The sequence below is a fragment of the Rhizobium sp. 05N49 genome, assembly GCF_056396805.1.
Genome location: NZ_JBFTME010000003.1, coordinates 37,444 through 54,968 on the forward strand (window position 1 = coordinate 37,444; position 17,525 = coordinate 54,968).

The following is a 17,525-nucleotide window of genomic DNA, read 5'->3' on the forward strand; positions in this document are numbered from 1 at the left end:
CAACTTCGCGGAGTTCCGCCATGAATGCCCCCACCTCGCCGCTTGCCCGCCCGGGCTTCACCCTCTCGCTGCTGCTCGCCATTGCCATGGCAGTGGTCGTCGGCACGGCGCTCGGCTTCCAGTATATCGGCGGTTATATTCCCTGTGCGCTCTGCCTGCTGCAGCGCCAGCCCTATTATTATGGCATTCCAATCGCTGTAGTCGGCGCTGTTGCGGCTCTCGTCGGCCTGCCGAACTGGATGACGCGCGCCATCATCCTCGCCGTCGGCATCCTCATGCTGGTGGGCGCCGGCATGGGCGTCTATCACGCCGGCGTCGAGTGGCATTTCTGGCCCGGTCCAGCCACCTGCTCGACCACGGCCAGCAGCATGACCACCAATGCCGGCGATCTCCTGGGCGAACTGAATACGATCAAGGGCCCGTCCTGCACGGATGCAGCGCTGCGGGTCCTGGGCTTGTCCTTCGCCGGCTGGAATGTGATCGCAAGCCTGGTCCTCGCAGCCTTCGCCTTGTGGAGCGTGAAGAAGACTGCATAGTCGGTTCGATCAGGGCTGCAGCTCGGTGTCCCAGTAGAGGTAGTCGAGCCAGCTGTCATGCAGGTAGTTCGGCGGGAAGAGCCGACCGTTATTGTGCAGGTCCTGCACGGTCGGCTGATAAGGCTTTTGCGCCGGGAGCATGCCAGCCTGCTTCGGAAGCTTGCTGCCCTTGCGCAAATTGCAGGGAGAACAGGCTGCCACGACATTCTCCCAGGTTGTCTCGCCGCCGTGAGCGCGCGGGATGACATGGTCGAAAGTCAAATCGTCGTGAGCGCCGCAATACTGGCACTCGAACCTGTCGCGCAGGAAGACGTTGAAGCGGGTGAAGGCGGGATTGCGGGACGGCTGAACGTAAGTCTTCAGGCACACGACACTCGGCAACCGCATCGAGAAGCTCGGTGAGGAAACCTCATGCTCATATTCTGCGATAATGTTCACACGGTCGAGAAATACCGCCTTGATCGCGTCCTGCCAGGACCAGAGCGACAAGGGGTAATAACTCAGCGGCCGGTAGTCAGCGTTCAGGACGAGCGCTGGCAGGGCCTGTGGTGAGACTGCAATCGTCAAGGAGCCCTCCTGGATCGATTCGGCATCTGCACTTGTATATTAGGCCGGTTGTTACAGGATTGTGAAGTCCAATAAATTCAGGGGATAAAGGCAAATTGAGGGAGGGGGTCAGTCAGGCGACCGGCAGCACGTCCCGACGCATTTTTGCAGCGTAATAAGCCCAGAAAAGCCGGGCTGCGACCGAACGCCATGGCGACCAGATTTCCGCAAGCCCTGCAAGGACTTTGGCTTGCGGGCGTTCAGCGAGACCGAATGCCGCAGCGACCGCCGCCTGAAGCGCCACGTCGCCAGTTGGAAACACATCCACATGACCGCCGCAGAACATCAGATAGACCTCCGCCGTCCATGGCCCGATTCCCTTCTGAGCCGTCAGTTCCGCGAGGGCTTCGCCGGGCGGTTTTTGGATCATGGCCTCCAGATTGATTCGTCCTGAAGCAACCGCTTGCGCAATCCGCGTCAGTGTATCGGCCTTGGCGCGAGAGAGACCGAACTCGCGCCAGGCATCGGGATGAAGCAATATGTAAGATTGCGCGCTCAGCATTCCGCTCTCTGGCTGCATCCGCCGCCAGATCGCCTCGGCGCTCGCCCGCGATACCATCTGCGAAACGATGATATGGGCAAGGCCGGCAAATCCTGGCTCGCGCAGCCGGAGCGGAACGGGGCCTGCCTGCCTGGCAATTGCCACGAGCCGCGGATCGAGAACAAAGAGAGCGGCAAGCCCCTCCTCAATATCCTTTTCATTGCTGATGACCCGCACCTTGCCTCGCGATCGTTTCAAATCCATGCCAGAAGAAAGCATGATCACGACTCCGCGTCAAAAACCCGTCTTCCGTTTCGCTCCGAGCCCCAATGGGCAGCTGCATCTCGGTCACGCGTTGTCGGCTTTCCTGAACAACGACATGGCCAGGGCCGCAGATGGTCGGCTGCTGCTGCGTATCGAAGACATAGACCTGACCCGCTGCACACCAGAATTCGAGGCCGGCATATTCGCCGACCTCAGGTGGCTGGGCATTGAATGGGTACAGCCGGTCCGTCGCCAGCAGGAACATTTTTCCGAATATCAGGCAGCCCTTCATTCGCTGATCGAACGCGGGCTGGTCTATCCCTCCTTTCTGACGCGCGGTGAGGTCAAGGCACGCGTTACCGCCTATGAGCGGATGGGCGAGCCCTGGCCGCGCGATCCGGATGGCACGCCGCATTATCCAGCCGACGATCGTGACCGCAGCGAGGAAGAACGCGACGCGATGCTGGGCTCAGGTCTCAGACATGCATGGCGGCTGAACATGAGCAGGGCGTTGGACCTGATCGGTGAACCGCTGTTCTGGATGGAGACAGGCGATGAGCGTAAGGGCGAAATCCTGGCCGAGCCCGTCGCCTGGGGCGACGTCGTTCTCTCGCGCTCGGACGCGCCCTCGAGCTATCATCTCTCCGTCGTCATCGACGATGCGCTGCAGGGCGTGACCCACGTCGTGCGCGGCCTCGACCTCTTCCACGCCACCTCGGTGCATCGGCTGCTGCAGGAGCTGCTCGACCTGCCGCAGCCCGTCTATCACCATCACCGTCTCATCGTGGATGCAGAGGGCCGCAAACTTTCCAAGAGTGAAGGCGATACCGGCCTTGCGGAACTGCGTGCCAGGGGGCTGTCAGCCGCCGATATTCGCAGTCTTGTCGGGCTTTGAATCGGCGGCGTGGTCACGTCCGACCACCGAGAAGGTTCGCGAGAAATTGCGCAACACCCGGAACTTCATGAGCGCCGCATTGATCTCTGCGCCGACGATGAAGATGACACCCACCATATAGAGAAAGATCAGCACGATCATGACGGACGCCAGACCGGCATAGGTGGCTGTGTAGTTGGCGAAGGTCGCAAGATAATAGGCAAAGATCAGCGCACCGATGAGCCAGAATATCAAGGTCAGGAACACGCCCGGGACGACGTCGAATACGCGACGCTTGCCGGAGGGCAGCCAGAGATGGACGACGAGCAGGGCAATCGTCAGCATGACGAGCGTGCCGTAGATGCGCCAGCTGAAGACAATTTCGAGTGTGTCGACGATGGCTGGCAGCCATTGGCGGATGGTGACGGGAAGCCATTCGAGCGAGTCGTTGTGCAGCAGCCAGTCGCGGGCATAATCAAGACCGACAGGGACTGCCACGAGCAGAATGCTGATGACCGCAAAGATGATCACGGCGATGAGGACATAACCGAGGCTCGCAAGGCGGGTGAAGTACCAAGGGCGCGTCTCCTGCACGCGATAGGCGCGATTGAGCGAGATCCTGAGTGCCTCGACACCGTTCGAGGCGAAATAGGCAGCCGCAAGCACGGAGATGGTCAGCAGCCCGCCGCGCGGGATCGTCAAGACCTCCACCACCTGGTCGGCCAGCGGCTTGGCGATCGCTTCAGGCCACGTATCGAAGATCAGATGGATGGCCGTGGTGGAAAACTGGTCGGCACCAAGAAAATTGGCAAGCGCCGTGCCGAAGATCAGGAAGGGAAAGACTGCAAGCAGGGTGGAAAGCGCCACATGGCTTGCCATTGCAAAGCCATCGTCCTCGATGAGGTGGCAGATGGCGTCGTACACCACATCGTAGAACGTGCGCAGGAATTTCGGCATTCTGCTTCCCAATTGTATCCTTTCCGCGAATATGGGAAACGAGTCCCATTTTGTACAGGAATCATTGAATGGCTGACCCGCGCATCATCGTCGTGACCGGATGCTCTTCCGGCATCGGCGCTTATTGCTCGCGCGCCCTGAAAGCCGACGGCTGGCGTGTCTTCGCCACAGTACGCAAGGCGGAGGATTTGTCGTCGCTCGAAGCAGACGGCATCGAAGCCGTGCTGATGGACTACACGCAGCCTGAAACGATCTCGGCGCTGGTGGACGCAGTGGCCGAGCGCACTGGCGGCAGGATCGATGCCTTGTTCAACAATGGCGCCTATGGGCAGCCCGGCGCAGTCGAGGATCTCTCCACGCAGGCCCTGCGCGACCAGTTCGAGACCAATGTCTTCGGCTGGCACGAACTGACCAGGCTGATCATTCCCTTCATGCGCCGGCGCGGCCAGGGTCGCATCGTCCAATGCTCCTCGATCCTCGGCCTCGTGCCCTACCGCTATCGCGGCGCTTACACGGCCTCGAAATTCGCGCTCGAAGGCCTGAGCATCACCCTGCGCATGGAGCTGCAGGGAAGCGGCATTCATGTGAGCCTGATTGAGCCGGGACCGATCACCAGCCGCTTCACCACAAACGCGCTGGCGAAGATCAAAGAACATATCGACCTGGAAAACTCGCCCCATGCGGTCGAATACCGCCGGCAACTCGCCCGCCTTGAAGGCTCAGGCCCGGTCAACCGCCACAAGCTTGGCCCCGAGGCGGTCTACGCAGTATTGACACGTGCATTGAACTCGAAAAATCCGAAGCCACATTATCCCGTAACGACTCCGGCTAAACAGGGCATATTGTTGAAGAGGCTGCTTCCGTCCGACCTCTTCTACCGCCTGATGCGCTGGACGGACTGAAAAGAAAAGAGACTGCCATGTCCACAGTCACCTACGTCATTGCGATCATCGTCATGGGTCTCGTCGCCCTCGTGCTGATCCGCGGCCTGTTCAACATGATGAAGGGTGGCGATCCGAACCTTTCCAACAAGCTGATGCAGCTGCGCGTGCTGCTGCAGGCAATCGCCGTCATCCTGATCATGCTGACGCTCTGGTTGACCGGTGGCGGACGCCCGAGCTGATCCGAAAGCCGTCAATGGTAAAGCTCAACAAGATCTACACCAGAACCGGCGATGACGGCACGACCGCGCTCGTCTCCGGCCCGCGACGTGCCAAGCATGACCTGCGTGTCGAAGCCTACGGCACCATCGACGAAACCAATTCGGTAATCGGCGTCGCAAGGCTGCATACGGCGGACCTGCCCGAACTCGATGCCATGCTGATGCTGATCCAGAACGACCTCTTCGACCTCGGTGCCGATCTGGCTACGCCTGAAACCGACGAGCCGCCGGCTTATGAGCCGCTACGCATCGTGGAAAGCCAGGTCACCCGGCTGGAACGCGATATCGACAGGCTGAATGCCGATCTCGACCCGCTGAAATCCTTCGTGCTGCCCGGCGGCAGCCCTGCCGCCGCTCATCTGCACCTTGCCCGGACGATGGCGCGCCGTGCCGAACGGCTGATGGTTGCACTTGCCCGCGGCGAGGGAGAGATCGTGGGCGTCGCGGCCCTCAAATATGTCAACCGTCTCTCCGACTTCCTGTTCGTTGCGGCCCGCCATGCAAATGATGGCGGCAAGACGGATGTGCTTTGGGTTCCCGGAAAAAACAGGTAGGTTCGCAGCCGTCACGATCGCCCGGGGGCAGGCCTTCATGTTCATACCGCTGCACGATGCCAATACGCTGAAGCACATCAGGGTTCAGTGGGTCACGCTCGGCCTGATGGCGGCAAACATTGCCGCCTGGATCTTCACGGCTGTCGAAAGCGAGCAGGTCGCCCAGGCCGCAACCGTCGGCCTCGGCTATATCCCGGCTATCATCTTCGGCCATGCGATGCTGGCGCCGGGACTGGAGATCGTGCCGGAAGCCGCCACCTACATCACCTATTCCTTCATCCATACGGGCTTCTGGCATCTTGCCGGCAACATGATCTTCCTCTGGGTCTTCGGCGATAATGTCGAGGATGCAATGGGGCATCTGCGCTTCCTCATCTTCTACCTCGCCTGCGCCGCCGCCGGTGCCCTCTGCCACGGCCTGCTGTCGACGACATCGGAAGCCCCGCTCGTCGGTGCATCCGGGGCGATCTCAGGTGTGGTGGCGGCCTATCTGATGCTGCATCCGCGCGTGCGGGTCTGGGTGCTGGTTTTTTTCCGCGTGCCATTGCCGCTACCCGCCTTCATCCCGCTCCTGCTCTGGGTCGGCCAGCAGTTCTTCATGCTGTTGATCGATTCCGACGGCAATGTCTCGTGGGGCGCCCATGTCGGAGGCATCATCGCGGGTGCCCTGCTCATTTTCGTCATGCGCCGCCCAGGCGTGCCGCTGTTCGACCGGCAGATCGTGACGCCGCGCGCCGTCAAGGATCGGCCGATCCCCATTCGCGTCACTGCCTCGGGCATGCCCGTGCCACCGCGCCTGCCCTGGGGCCGGGACAAGCTTTAATATTGACGTGAACGTAAACGTTAATATATTACCATCCAAATCGACCGGCTGCGTCACGGAAGCGTTGTATTTGGAGGAAAAACGCGTATCCATGTCGCCATTCGACAATCGGAGCGGCGCCCAAGCGCGCATTTTCCCAGAAGTCTCTGTTGAAGGCCCATCTCTGCTCGAAGGAAGGACCCCATGAAAATTCTCGTCCCAGTCAAGCGCGTTGTCGATTACAACGTGAAGATCCGCGTCAAGCCGGATGGATCGGGCGTCGACCTTGCCAACGTCAAGATGTCGATGAACCCGTTCGACGAGATTTCGGTCGAGGAGGCCCTTCGCCTGAAGGAAGCCGGCAAGGCCGAGGAAGTGATCGTCGTCTCGATCGGCCCGGCCAAGGCCGAGGAAACGCTCCGCACCGCGCTCGCCATGGGCGCCGACCGCGCCATCCTCGTCGAAACCGATGACGCCGTCGAACCGCTCACCGTGGCAAAGATCCTCAAGGGTGTTGCCGACGCCGAAAAGCCGGGCTTGATCATCGTCGGCAAACAGGCGATCGACGACGATTCCAACCAGACCGGCCAGATGCTGGCAGCCCTTCTCGGCTCCGCCCAGGCGACCTTCGCCTCCAAGATCGCGATCGAGGGCGACAATGCCACCGTTACCCGTGAGATCGACGGCGGCCTGCAGACGATCAAGGTCAAGCTACCCGCGGTCGTCACGACCGACCTGCGCTTGAACGAGCCGCGTTACGCCACCCTGCCGAACATCATGAAGGCGAAGAAGAAGCCCCTCGACAAGAAGAGCCCGGCCGATTTCGGTATTTCCACCGCTCCACGCCTCAAGGTGCTGAAGACGGAAGAGCCGTCCGGCCGCAAGGCGGGCGTCAAGGTGAAGTCGGTCGCCGAGCTTGTCGACAAGCTCAAGAACGAAGCCGGCGTCCTCTAAAGTTCGAGAAAGGAATTACGACCATGGCCATTCTTCTTCTGGCTGACCACGACAACGCAACCCTTTCCGACCAGACCGCCAAGGCCCTGACGGCTGCCGCACAGATTGGCGGAGACATCCACGTTCTCGTCGCCGGCAAGGGCGCAAAGGCCGCCGCCGACGCGGCTGCCAAGCTATCCGGCGTCTCCAAAGTGCTGCTCGCCGAAAGCGATGAGCTCGCCAACAATCTTGCTGAGCCGCTTGGCGACCTGATCGTCTCTCTGGCCGGCAGCTACGACACGATCGTCGCCGCGGCGACCTCCACTGGCAAGAATGTCATGCCGCGCGTCGCCGCTCTCCTCGATGTCGCCCAGGTCTCAGAAATCACCGAAGTGATTTCGCCGGATACCTTCAAGCGCCCGATCTATGCCGGCAACGCGATCCAGACGGTGCAGGCGACCGACGCCAAGAAGGTCCTCACCGTGCGCACCGCTTCCTTCACCTCCGCCTCCGAGGGCGGCGCGGCCGCCGTCGAAGCAATCCCCGCYGTCTCCGATCCGGGCCTTTCGAACTTCGTGTCCGACGCGCTCTCGGCCTCCGAACGTCCGGAACTGACCTCCGCCAAGATCATCATCTCCGGTGGCCGCGCGCTCGGCTCCGCCGAGAAGTTCAAGGAAGTCATCCTGCCGGTCGCCGACAAGCTCGGTGCAGCCGTCGGCGCCTCGCGTGCCGCCGTCGACGCCGGTTACGCCCCGAACGACTGGCAGGTCGGCCAGACCGGCAAGGTCGTCGCCCCGCAGCTCTACATTGCTTGCGGCATATCGGGCGCCATCCAGCATCTCGCCGGCATGAAGGATTCGAAGGTCATTGTCGCGATCAACAAGGACGAAGAGGCCCCGATCTTCCAGATCGCCGACTATGGACTTGTCGCCGATCTCTTCGACGTCCTGCCGGAGCTCGAAAAAGCCCTCTGATCGGTCAGATTGCCTTCTTTTCGCACTTGCGAATGACTGGAAAATTGTCTTCTATCGGTCTACTACTTTTGCCGGGCGATCTTTCGTCCGGCAATTTCATATAAAAATACCGGCGGCGCGGGGGTGTATGCCGGGCGGGGGTTGGAGATGAGCGCGGTGTTGAAGAATATTGGTATCATTGGTGCGGGCCAGATGGGCTGCGGCATCGCGCATGTTTCGGCCGCCGCAGGATACAAGGTTCATATCTACGATCTGTCGCAAGACCGTATCGAGTCCGGCCTTGCCACCATCAACGGCAATTTTGCGCGTCAGGTGACGAACGGCAAGATGACCGATGAAGAGCGCAGCACAGCGCTTTCCCATATTACCGGCTCGGCCAATGTCAACGATCTCGCCCCCTCTGATCTCGTGATCGAGGCGGCAACCGAAGATGAAAGCGTCAAGCGCAAGATCTATACTCAGGTCTGTCCGGTACTGAAGCCGGAAGCGATCCTTGCCACCAACACCTCCTCGCTGTCGATCACGCGTCTTGCAGCCGCGACCGACCGTCCCGAGCGTTTCATGGGCATCCACTTCATGAACCCGGTTCCGGTCATGAAGCTCGTGGAACTGGTGCGCGGCATCGCGACTGAGGAAACAACCTTTTCCGCCGCCAGGGAATTCGTCGCATCGCTGGAAAAGACCGTTACGGTCGCCGAGGATTTCCCGGCCTTCATCGTCAACCGCATTCTGCTGCCGATGATCAATGAAGCGATCTATACGCTCTACGAAGGCGTCGGCACGGTCGATGCCATCGATACCGCCATGAAGCTCGGCGCCAACCATCCGATGGGACCGTTGCAGCTTGCCGATTTCATCGGCCTCGATACCTGCCTTTCAATCATGCAGGTGCTGCACGACGGCCTCGCCGACAGCAAATACCGCCCGTGCCCGCTTCTGGTGAAATATGTCGAGGCCGGCTGGCTCGGCCGCAAATCCGGCCGCGGCTTCTATGACTATCGCGGCGAAACCCCGGTTCCGACCCGATAAGTCCCTGATCACTAAAATAGGCGAATGGAACAAAGGCTCGCGACATGCTTTCCTGCCGTGAATGGGAGGAAAAAACATGTCGAGCGAATTGCCGATGTTTCTGCTGCAGTGCTGCGTCCTGATCGGACTGGCAGGTGTATTCCTCATCCGCGGCGCCGGTGACCCCTGAGCCGCGTCCTTACGACCCGATCGCCCCCTTGATCAGCGCCTTGGCATCGTCGCTATCCCATGCGGCCGGACCGTTCATGGCCGAGATCAGGCAACCCTTTTCGTCGAGCAGCAGCGTGACCGGAAGACCGAAGGCAAGTCCTTCCTTTTTCAGGCTATTGAAGACGCCGATCGTATTGTCCCGGTAAAGCTGCAGCGCATCGACACCGATTTCGCTCAGGAACGCCTTCGGCTTCTCATCGTCACCACTATCGATATTGACAGGCACGACCTGGAACTTGTCGCTGCCCATATCCTTCTCCAGCGCGTTCAGTGCCGGCATCTCCTCGCGGCAGGGCACGCACCATGTGGCCCAGAGATTGAGAAGCACGGTCTTGCCGGCGAAATGATCAAGCGTCATCGGCTTGCCGTCAGGGCCGTTGAACGCGACTGTCTGAAGTTTCTTCGGCTGGTTGGCGGCGACCATGGCGGCAACCTGGCCTTTCATGAGGGAGCTCAGGTTGGCACTGCGCTCCTTCGTCAGCGGGCACTCGGCCGAAGCCGTATCGCCGATACCATTGCCAATGCCCGTCTCCTTCACGTATACCGCTGCCGCACCGGCAACGATGCCAGCAACGGCAGCGATTGCGATCAGTTTCACGGACGGCAGGCCGAAGGGTTTTTTCGTCGTCATTTCATTCTCCAGGACGGGCATCTTCCATGGCCGAGGACAACACGGACACCAAATCCTCCAACCAGATGTGGGGCGGACGTTTTGCCTCCGGCCCCGATGCGATCATGGAGGAGATAAATGCCTCGATCGATTTCGACAAGAAGCTGTTTGCCCAGGACATCCGCGGATCGATCGCCCACGCCACGATGCTCGCCCATCAGGGCATAATTTCCGGCGACGATAAGGACAAGATCGTTCACGGGCTAAACACGATCCTGTCAGAAATCGAAAGCGGTAATTTCGAATTTTCCCGCCAGCTTGAAGACATTCACATGAACGTCGAGGCCCGGCTTGCGACCCTGATCGGCCCAGCGGCCGGCCGCCTTCACACGGCCCGCTCACGCAATGACCAGGTAGCGCTCGACTTTCGCCTCTGGGTGAAGGAAGAACTGCAAAAAACCGAGGCCATGCTGACCGATTTGATCGCAGCCTTCCTCGATCGCGCCGAGGAACATGCAGACAGCGTCATGCCTGGCTTCACGCATTTGCAGACAGCCCAGCCGGTGACCTTCGGCCATCATTGCATGGCCTATGTGGAAATGTTCGGCCGCGACCGCTCGCGTGTTCGCCACGCAATCGAACATCTCGATGAAAGCCCGATCGGTGCGGCAGCGCTCGCCGGCACCGGCTATGCGATCGACCGCCACATGACGGCAAGGGCTCTCGGTTTCCGTGAGCCGACCCGCAACTCGATCGACACCGTTTCCGACCGTGATTTTGCCATCGAGTTCCTGGCGATTGCCGCAATCTGCGCCGTGCATCTGTCGCGTCTTGCAGAAGAGATCGTCATCTGGTCGACGCCGCAATTCGGCTTCGTGCGTCTCTCCGACGCCTTCTCGACCGGCTCCTCGATCATGCCGCAGAAGAAGAACCCGGATGCGGCCGAGCTGGTGCGTGCCAAGACCGGCCGCATCAATGGCTCGCTGATCGCCCTGCTGACGATCATGAAGGGCCTGCCGCTCGCCTATTCCAAGGACATGCAGGAAGACAAGGAACAGGTCTTCGACGCAGCCGAGAGCCTGGAACTTGCGATTGCCGCCATGACTGGCATGGTACGCGACATGACGATCAACACTACCAAAATGAAAGCGGCGGCTGGCTCGGGCTATTCGACTGCAACCGATCTCGCCGACTGGCTGGTGCGCGAGGCGGGTCTTCCCTTCCGCGACGCCCACCATGTCACCGGCCGCGCCGTGGCCCTTGCCGAAAGCAAGGGCTGCGATCTGTCGGAGCTTCCGCTCGCCGATCTGCAGGGGATCAATCCTGCCATTACCGACAAGGTCTATGACGTGCTGACGGTCGAAGCTTCGGTCGCCAGTCGCAAGAGTTTTGGCGGCACCGCACCTTCGGAAGTCAGGAAGCAGATCGCCTATTGGCGCGCGCGCAATTAAGGCATTTCCGGGCGAAATGGAGAACGGTCTCCCGCCCGGAAACACGCACTGGACAAAGCGTCAACAATCGGGGTGCACAAGGCTGTCAAACTTCGCTATGAAGATGCCAGTCAGTGCCCGCCCAGTGTCCGATACGAGGATATCCATGCAGACCAGCTTGCCGCATTTCATCCGCCTTACGGTGGTTTTTGCCGTCATCGGCCTCGCCGTTGCCGGGTGCGGCCGCAAGGGTGACCTCGATCCGCCGAGCGCAAACGCGACAAAGGGCGGCGATGTTTCCAAACCGACGCAACGGCCAGGCTCCGTCGACAAGCCCTTTATTCTCGATCCCCTTCTCTAAGGCCGGACTCCAGTGAACCATTTCCAGTATCGCGACGGCATTCTCTACGCCGAGAACGTTCCCGTTCCCGAGATCGCCAAAGCGGTCGGTACGCCCTTCTACGTCTATTCGACTGCAACGCTCGAGCGCCATTACCGCGTCTTCGCCGACGCCTTCGGCGATGTCGATTCCATGGTCTGCTACGCAATGAAGGCCAATTCTAACCAGGCCGTGCTGAAAACGCTCGGCCGGCTCGGTGCCGGCATCGACGTGGTTTCCGAAGGCGAACTGCGCCGCGCGCTTGCCGCGGGAATTCCCGCCAACCGCATCATGTTCTCCGGCGTCGGCAAGACACCGAATGAGATGGACTACGCACTCGAAGCCGGTATCTACTGCTTCAATGTCGAATCCGAACCGGAACTCGAAGTTCTCAACCAGCGTGCCGTGCGCGCCCGCAAGAAGGCGCCTGTTTCCTTCCGCATCAATCCGGATGTCGACGCCCGTACCCATGCGAAGATTTCGACAGGCAAGAAGGAAAACAAGTTCGGCATCTCCTGGGAGCGCGCCCGCACGATCTATGCTCGCGCCGCCAGCCTGCCCGGGATCGAGGTTACCGGCATCGACATGCATATCGGCAGCCAGATCACTGAGCTGCAGCCCTTCGACGATGCGTTCAAGCTGTTGCACGATCTGGTCGACACGTTGCGCGCCGATGGTCACGATATCCATCACGTCGATATCGGCGGCGGTCTCGGCATCCCCTATAAGGACGACAACAACCCGCCGCCCTCGCCGGAAGCCTATGCCGCTGTCGTCAAGAACCAGCTTCGCTCTCTGAACTGCAAGATCGTCACTGAGCCGGGCCGCCTGCTCGTCGGCAATGCCGGTATCCTCGTCACCGAGGTCATCTATTTGAAGGACGGCGGCGAAAAGACCTTCGTGGTCGTTGACGGCGCGATGAACGACCTCATCCGCCCGACACTCTACGAGGCCTATCATGAGGTTCGTCCAGTGGTGATTTCGGCTGCCAACGCGCCGCGCATCCGGGCCGATGTTGTCGGCCCCGTCTGCGAGACCGGCGATTACCTCGCGCTTGACCGCGAAATGGCGACCCCGAAGCCGGGCGACCTCCTGGCCATCGGCACGGCCGGCGCTTACGGCGCAGTCCAGGCGGGCACCTATAATAGCCGCCTTCTCGTGCCTGAAGTTCTGGTCAAGGGCGACGAGTTCCATGTGATTCGCCCCCGCCGCACCTATTCGGAGCTGATCAGTCTCGATTCCGTCCCGGCCTGGCTGGACTAAAGGTCGCAATCACTTTTTGGCGACCACACGTGAAAAACCGGTATTGAAGGGCCCTCGCCCTCGCCTTCGCCACAAAGAGTGTTATCCTTTTCTTTCGTGAGCGTATTGCCCAGCAATCGCCGGAAGCGCCCTCTGTTCCCTGAACGCCAGATCGCGGAGACCGGATTGATGACAAGCCCCGCAAGGCAGAAGAAAGGCGCATTCGCGCTTCAACCCTCTCTTGCGCGGCTTGTGGCAGCAAAACGTCTCCTCGCCAGGATCGTGCTTCTTGCCGAGCAGGTTCTTCCGCTGCTGGTACCCGCCCTTTCGGTTGTGGCGATTTATCTCTCGGTCTCCTGGTTCGGCTTCTTCCGCATCGTACCGGACTGGCTGCGCATCCTCTTCCTGACCGTCTTTGCTGCAGGCTTCCTCGTTTCCCTCCTGCCGTTCCGCAATCTTCGCTGGCCCCGCGTTGTCGACGCCGACCGCATGCTGGAAGAGCGCAATGGCCTGCCGCATCAGCCGGTCATGGTGCAGGAGGATGAGCCCGCCTTCGACACACCCTTCTCCCGCGCCCTGTGGCGTGAACACCAGACGCGCATGGCGCGGAAGATCGCGACATTGGACGCCGGTCTGCCGCGACCCGATATCGCGCGGCACGACCGCTTCGCACTGCGCGCCATTCCGGCACTGCTTGTCGTTACCGCTTTCGGTTATTCGCTGTCCATCAACGGCGGCTCCGTCGCCGATGCATTTGAGCCTGCGCCCGCGCAGGTTACGAGCAATCCGGCCGTGCGTATCGACGCCTGGGTGACCCCACCTTCGTATACCGGCCGCGCGCCGATCTATCTGACGGCCGATGGCAGTGAACAGACACCGATCGGCGTTCCGCAGTTTTCCAGCCTGACGGTGCGCGTCAGCGGCGGTCAATCGGACGAGAAGGTGCTGTTCAGGAAGGCCAATGGCGAAAGCCACGAAATTGCTGTTCAGGAAGACACCCGGCCGCAACCGGCCGCAAATCCCAATACCGAACAGCCCTCGGGCGGCGCGCCGGTCGCACCTCAACTGATCGCGCAGACGCACATCATGAAGCTCGAGGAGAACGGCGCGCTGCAGGCGAACGGCCGCACCTGGAATTTCGACGTGCTGCCCGACAAGGCCCCGGAAATCGCCTTCGACGGCATGCCGCGCCGCGCCGTCAATGGTGCTCTGGAGATCGGCTTTACGGTGAAGGACGATTACGGCGTGCAAGAAGCTCATGCCGAGATCGTGCCGGTCGAATCCGATCCGGCCGCGACCCCGCTCTATCCGCTGCCGGAATTCCGGCTGGACATTCCTCGCCGCAATGCGCGTGACGGCAAGGGCCTGACGAGCAAGAACCTGACCGAGCATCCGCTGGCCGGCAAACGCGTGCGCATCACGCTCGCCGCCAAGGATGCCGCCGGACAGACGGGCCGCAGCCCGCCCTATGAGATGATCATGCCGTCGCGACCCTTCAGCGAGCCGCTGGCTGCAGCCGTCGCCGAAGAGCGCCAGACGTTTGCTCTCGATACTCGCAAGATGAAGGAAGCAATCGCGCTCAACGAAGCCCTGACGATCCGGCCCGAGGAGACGATCCCGAACACCACCCATTTCCTGCTGATAGAGTCCGCGTTGACCCGCATGAAAATCGCCAAAGGTGATGAGCAGCTCAAGGATACCGCCCAATATCTCTGGGACATCGCCCTCGGTATCGAGGAAGGGGATCTTTCGCTGGCCGAACGGCGGTTGCGCGACGCCCAGCAGAACCTTGCCGATGCGCTGAACCGCAATGCTCCTGATGCCGAAATCAAGAAGCTGATGGATGAACTGCGCAAGGCGATGCAGGACTACATGAACGAGCTCGCCCAGCGCCTGCAGAACATGCCGATGCAGCCGAACCAGAATGCCCAGAATTTCCTCCGCCAGCAGGATCTGCAGCGCATGATGGACCAGATCGAAAACCTGGCGCGCTCCGGCAATCGTGATGCCGCCCAGCAGATGCTGTCAGAACTGCAGCGGCTGATGAACAATCTGCAGACAGCCCGCCCGCAACGCGGCCAGCAGCAGGAAAACAGCCAACTGACGCAGCAGATGGACAAGCTCGGCAAGATCTTGCGCGACCAGCAGAAGCTGATGGACGAGACCTTCCGTCTCGACCAGCAGCTTCGCGACCGCATGCAGCGCGGTGACCCCAACATGGACGACATGATGCCGGGCGAGGAAGGCCAGCAGCAACAGCAGCAGGGCCAGCAGGAGCAGCAGCAAGGTCAGCAGCCCGGTGACCAGATGACGGCCGAGCAACTGCGTGAAGCATTGAAGCAGTTGCGCTCCCAGCAGGATGCGCTCGGCAAGCAGTTGCAGGAACTGCAGAAGAGCCTCAGCGATATGGGTATGAAGCCTGGCGAAGGCTTCGGTCAGGCGCAGCGGGAAATGGAAGGCGCCGGCCGCGACCTCGGCCAGGGCAACGGCAGCAGCGCTGTGGAAGGCCAGGGACGGGCTCTAGAAGCCCTGCGGCAGGGCGCGCGCGACATGATGAGCCAGATGATGCAGGCACAGCAGGGTCAGCAAGGACAACAGGGGCCCAACGGCCAACTCGGCCAGGGCAACCAGAACGGCCGCGATCCGCTCGGGCGCCCGCGCCAGACCGATCTCGGCCCCGATATGAACAACGATGTGAAGATACCCGACGAGATCGACGTCCAGCGCGCCCGGGRGATTCTCGACGCCATCCGCGAAAAGCTCGGGAACAATCCGACCCAGGCGATCGAGCGTCAATATCTCGAGCGGCTGCTGGATATTCAGTGATGCTGAGAGGAGTGAGGGTAGTTGGCGTGCCTTTTGGGCACGCCGCGCCGCAATATGTTATGCGACCAGGGCGCGCGCCACGGCCTTGCGGATGTCAGGCAAGGCGAACGGTTTCGGCACGACATCGATAATTTTCTCAGCCAGGTCGTCAGCGCGTTCGCGCTGTTCGGCATAACCCGTCATCAGCAGGATTTTCAGCGCCGGAAAGGCATCCTTCGCCTGATGAGCCAGTTCGATGCCGTCCATGACCGGCATCCGGATATCGGAAAGCAGCAGGTCGTAGCTGCCGCCCTTCAGCTTTTCCAGCCCTTCCGCCCCATCGGCGGCTTCATCGGTCTCATGACCGTCAAGGCGTAGTGCCCGGGCTACGAAAGTACGAAGGGAATCCTCGTCTTCCGTGATCAGAATTTTTGCCATCTGTGCATTGCTCCGTCGTCATGCCCCGCGACGGAGATCGCATGCGGTTCCTTTTCGATCGGTAAACATGTCAGGCCGATCGACGGAATGGTTAACAAGCCGTCTTGAAGCAGGACGGCTTATGCGTCACCGGTAACCACGCCGACGAAGGGCAGCTCGCGGAAGGCATAGGCGACATCCATGCCGTAGCCGACCACGAAATAGTCGGGGCATTCGAAGCCGACATAGTCCGCTTCCAGTTCTTCCTTGCGCTTCACGCGCTTGTCGAGCAGCACGGCGATCGTCACGTTGCGCGCACCGCGCTCATAGAGCAGCTCTTTGGCAAACCGCAGCGTACGGCCGGATTCAAGAATGTCGTCGATCAGCAGGACATCGCGGTCCTTCACGTCGCTGTCGATATCCTTGACGATACGCACGCCCTGCGAAACCGTGCCCGCGCCATAGCTCGAAAGCGTGATGAATTCGACCTCGGGAGCAAGGCCGGTATCATGGAGGGCGCGCAGCAGATCGGCCGCAAAAATGAAGGAACCCTTGAGCACGGCGATGACCAGCAGGTCCTTGGTCGGACCGGCTGCGATATCCTGCGCCAGGGAATGATTGCGCTCGGCGATCTGCTCGGCAGTGAAGAGCGGTTCGATGTTTTTTCCGCGCACGACAGGCATAAAGGCTTGCTCCGTAAAATGAAGGGTAAGCCGTTAGCACATTAATCCCGGCGAAACACCCCGCAGAAGCAGGTTTTCCCGTCGATCAACCCAAAAACGCCCTTGGCGCTCAGGGCATGAAGGAAAGCCGCAGATCCGGCACCTTGCCGCCGACATGCTGCACACGGGCTGAAAAGCCACGGCTCTGACCTGCATAAATGGCATCGGCCGGTGGCTCGATGACGATACTGGCGGTCAATCTGTCGTCGGCGACGAGATCGGCGCGGATCGGCTTGACCTGCTGCGTCACGCCGCTGTCGTTCTCGATGATGCCATTGATCAGCAGGATGCGCATGCCATTGGCGTCGCGTGGGGTAATCGTCACATGCGAGAAGTGAAGCGCAGCAGCCGGCGGCCCTCCACTTTCCGAAAGAAACGAAAATCCACCGGCAAGTCCGAACACCAGCACGAAGAGCGAGGCGACCAGTGCAGCAAAGCCCTGCAGCGACGCCTGTTGTAGCCAGACCTCAATGTTGCGCACGATCGCGGTGACGGTAGCAAGCGGCATTGGAGCTTGGTCCCTGGGCGGGACGCTGCG

Annotated in this window: 20 protein-coding genes; 13 read left to right on the forward strand and 7 right to left on the reverse strand. The window is 60.8% G+C overall.

Annotation, left to right across the window (positions count from 1 at the left end; translation table 11 throughout):
* The first annotated feature begins 20 nt into the window (after positions 1–20).
* Entirely contained in the window at positions 21–536 is a 516-nt protein-coding gene (locus AC1DF8_RS07430) for a disulfide bond formation protein B (RefSeq protein WP_477995537.1), read from the forward strand.
* A gap of 9 nt (positions 537–545) precedes the next feature.
* Here AC1DF8_RS07430 and AC1DF8_RS07435 read toward each other — a convergent pair whose 3' ends face one another.
* Both AC1DF8_RS07435 and AC1DF8_RS07440 read right to left on the reverse strand, forming a co-directional pair.
* Positions 546–1,103, reverse strand: a complete 558-nt coding sequence (locus AC1DF8_RS07435; RefSeq protein ID WP_112545520.1) for an HNH endonuclease — start codon at positions 1,101–1,103, stop codon at positions 546–548.
* A 112-nt stretch (positions 1,104–1,215) separates the two neighbouring features.
* Positions 1,216–1,902: a DNA-3-methyladenine glycosylase family protein gene (locus AC1DF8_RS07440; RefSeq protein ID WP_477995540.1), complete on the reverse strand. Its 687-nt coding sequence runs from the start codon at positions 1,900–1,902 to the stop codon at positions 1,216–1,218.
* Between AC1DF8_RS07440 and gluQRS the strand changes: the two genes are divergently transcribed.
* The gene (gene gluQRS, locus AC1DF8_RS07445) at positions 1,901–2,782 is read left to right on the forward strand and encodes a tRNA glutamyl-Q(34) synthetase GluQRS (RefSeq protein WP_477995542.1); all 882 of its coding nucleotides are present in this window, start codon (positions 1,901–1,903) and stop codon (positions 2,780–2,782) included. The two genes, AC1DF8_RS07440 and gluQRS, sit on opposite strands and share 2 nt — an antisense overlap.
* Here gluQRS and AC1DF8_RS07450 read toward each other — a convergent pair.
* The gene (locus AC1DF8_RS07450; protein WP_112545523.1) at positions 2,747–3,718 is read right to left on the reverse strand and encodes a YihY/virulence factor BrkB family protein; all 972 of its coding nucleotides are present in this window, start codon (positions 3,716–3,718) and stop codon (positions 2,747–2,749) included. The two genes, gluQRS and AC1DF8_RS07450, sit on opposite strands and share 36 nt — an antisense overlap.
* A gap of 68 nt (positions 3,719–3,786) precedes the next feature.
* Here AC1DF8_RS07450 and AC1DF8_RS07455 point away from each other — a divergent pair, with 68 nt between their 5' ends.
* From AC1DF8_RS07455 to AC1DF8_RS07485, 7 genes are all read left to right on the forward strand, one after another.
* Positions 3,787–4,620 (forward strand): SDR family oxidoreductase, encoded by an 834-nt coding sequence (locus AC1DF8_RS07455; RefSeq protein ID WP_477995544.1) that lies wholly within the window; start codon positions 3,787–3,789, stop codon positions 4,618–4,620.
* A 17-nt stretch (positions 4,621–4,637) separates the two neighbouring features.
* Positions 4,638–4,841, forward strand: coding sequence for a twin transmembrane helix small protein (locus AC1DF8_RS07460; protein WP_037101578.1), 204 nt, complete (start codon positions 4,638–4,640; stop codon positions 4,839–4,841).
* Between the two features lie 14 nt (positions 4,842–4,855).
* Positions 4,856–5,434, forward strand: a complete 579-nt coding sequence (locus AC1DF8_RS07465; RefSeq protein WP_113204395.1) for a cob(I)yrinic acid a,c-diamide adenosyltransferase — start codon at positions 4,856–4,858, stop codon at positions 5,432–5,434.
* 37 nt (positions 5,435–5,471) lie between these two features.
* Complete coding sequence (locus AC1DF8_RS07470; protein WP_477995547.1) at positions 5,472–6,257, forward strand: rhomboid family intramembrane serine protease; 786 nt, start codon at positions 5,472–5,474, stop codon at positions 6,255–6,257.
* Between the two features lie 183 nt (positions 6,258–6,440).
* On the forward strand, positions 6,441–7,190 hold the full coding sequence (locus AC1DF8_RS07475) for an electron transfer flavoprotein subunit beta/FixA family protein (protein WP_477995549.1): 750 nt from the start codon (positions 6,441–6,443) through the stop codon (positions 7,188–7,190).
* Between the two features lie 23 nt (positions 7,191–7,213).
* Entirely contained in the window at positions 7,214–8,143 is a 930-nt protein-coding gene (locus AC1DF8_RS07480; protein ID WP_477995551.1) for an electron transfer flavoprotein subunit alpha/FixB family protein, read from the forward strand.
* A gap of 147 nt (positions 8,144–8,290) precedes the next feature.
* Entirely contained in the window at positions 8,291–9,172 is an 882-nt protein-coding gene (locus AC1DF8_RS07485; protein ID WP_112970886.1) for a 3-hydroxybutyryl-CoA dehydrogenase, read from the forward strand.
* Between the two features lie 178 nt (positions 9,173–9,350).
* Here the strand turns inward: AC1DF8_RS07485 and tlpA are convergent, their stop codons facing one another.
* Complete coding sequence (gene tlpA / locus AC1DF8_RS07490) at positions 9,351–10,013, reverse strand: thiol:disulfide interchange protein TlpA (RefSeq protein WP_112545701.1); 663 nt, start codon at positions 10,011–10,013, stop codon at positions 9,351–9,353.
* Between the two features lie 26 nt (positions 10,014–10,039).
* Between tlpA and argH the strand changes: the two genes are divergently transcribed.
* The 4 genes from argH (at position 10,040) to AC1DF8_RS07510 (ending at position 15,869) form a co-directional block, all read left to right on the forward strand.
* Positions 10,040–11,443, forward strand: a complete 1,404-nt coding sequence (gene argH / locus AC1DF8_RS07495) for an argininosuccinate lyase (RefSeq protein ID WP_477995554.1) — start codon at positions 10,040–10,042, stop codon at positions 11,441–11,443.
* 145 nt (positions 11,444–11,588) lie between these two features.
* Positions 11,589–11,783, forward strand: coding sequence for an LPS translocon maturation chaperone LptM (gene lptM / locus AC1DF8_RS07500; protein ID WP_112545531.1), 195 nt, complete (start codon positions 11,589–11,591; stop codon positions 11,781–11,783).
* Between the two features lie 12 nt (positions 11,784–11,795).
* Positions 11,796–13,064: a diaminopimelate decarboxylase gene (gene lysA / locus AC1DF8_RS07505; RefSeq protein WP_477995556.1), complete on the forward strand. Its 1,269-nt coding sequence runs from the start codon at positions 11,796–11,798 to the stop codon at positions 13,062–13,064.
* A gap of 168 nt (positions 13,065–13,232) precedes the next feature.
* Entirely contained in the window at positions 13,233–15,869 is a 2,637-nt protein-coding gene (locus tag AC1DF8_RS07510) for a TIGR02302 family protein (protein WP_477995558.1), read from the forward strand.
* 57 nt (positions 15,870–15,926) lie between these two features.
* Here the strand turns inward: AC1DF8_RS07510 and AC1DF8_RS07515 are convergent, their stop codons facing one another.
* The 3 genes from AC1DF8_RS07515 to AC1DF8_RS07525 all read right to left on the reverse strand — a co-directional run bounded on the left by AC1DF8_RS07515 (position 15,927) and on the right by AC1DF8_RS07525 (position 17,495).
* Positions 15,927–16,286, reverse strand: a complete 360-nt coding sequence (locus tag AC1DF8_RS07515) for a response regulator (RefSeq protein ID WP_112545534.1) — start codon at positions 16,284–16,286, stop codon at positions 15,927–15,929.
* A gap of 119 nt (positions 16,287–16,405) precedes the next feature.
* A complete protein-coding gene (gene hpt / locus AC1DF8_RS07520; RefSeq protein WP_112545535.1) occupies positions 16,406–16,948 on the reverse strand; it encodes a hypoxanthine phosphoribosyltransferase in 543 nt (180 codons plus the stop codon).
* A 109-nt stretch (positions 16,949–17,057) separates the two neighbouring features.
* Positions 17,058–17,495, reverse strand: a complete 438-nt coding sequence (locus tag AC1DF8_RS07525; RefSeq protein WP_477995560.1) for a hypothetical protein — start codon at positions 17,493–17,495, stop codon at positions 17,058–17,060.
* Between the last annotated feature and the right edge of the window lie 30 nt (positions 17,496–17,525).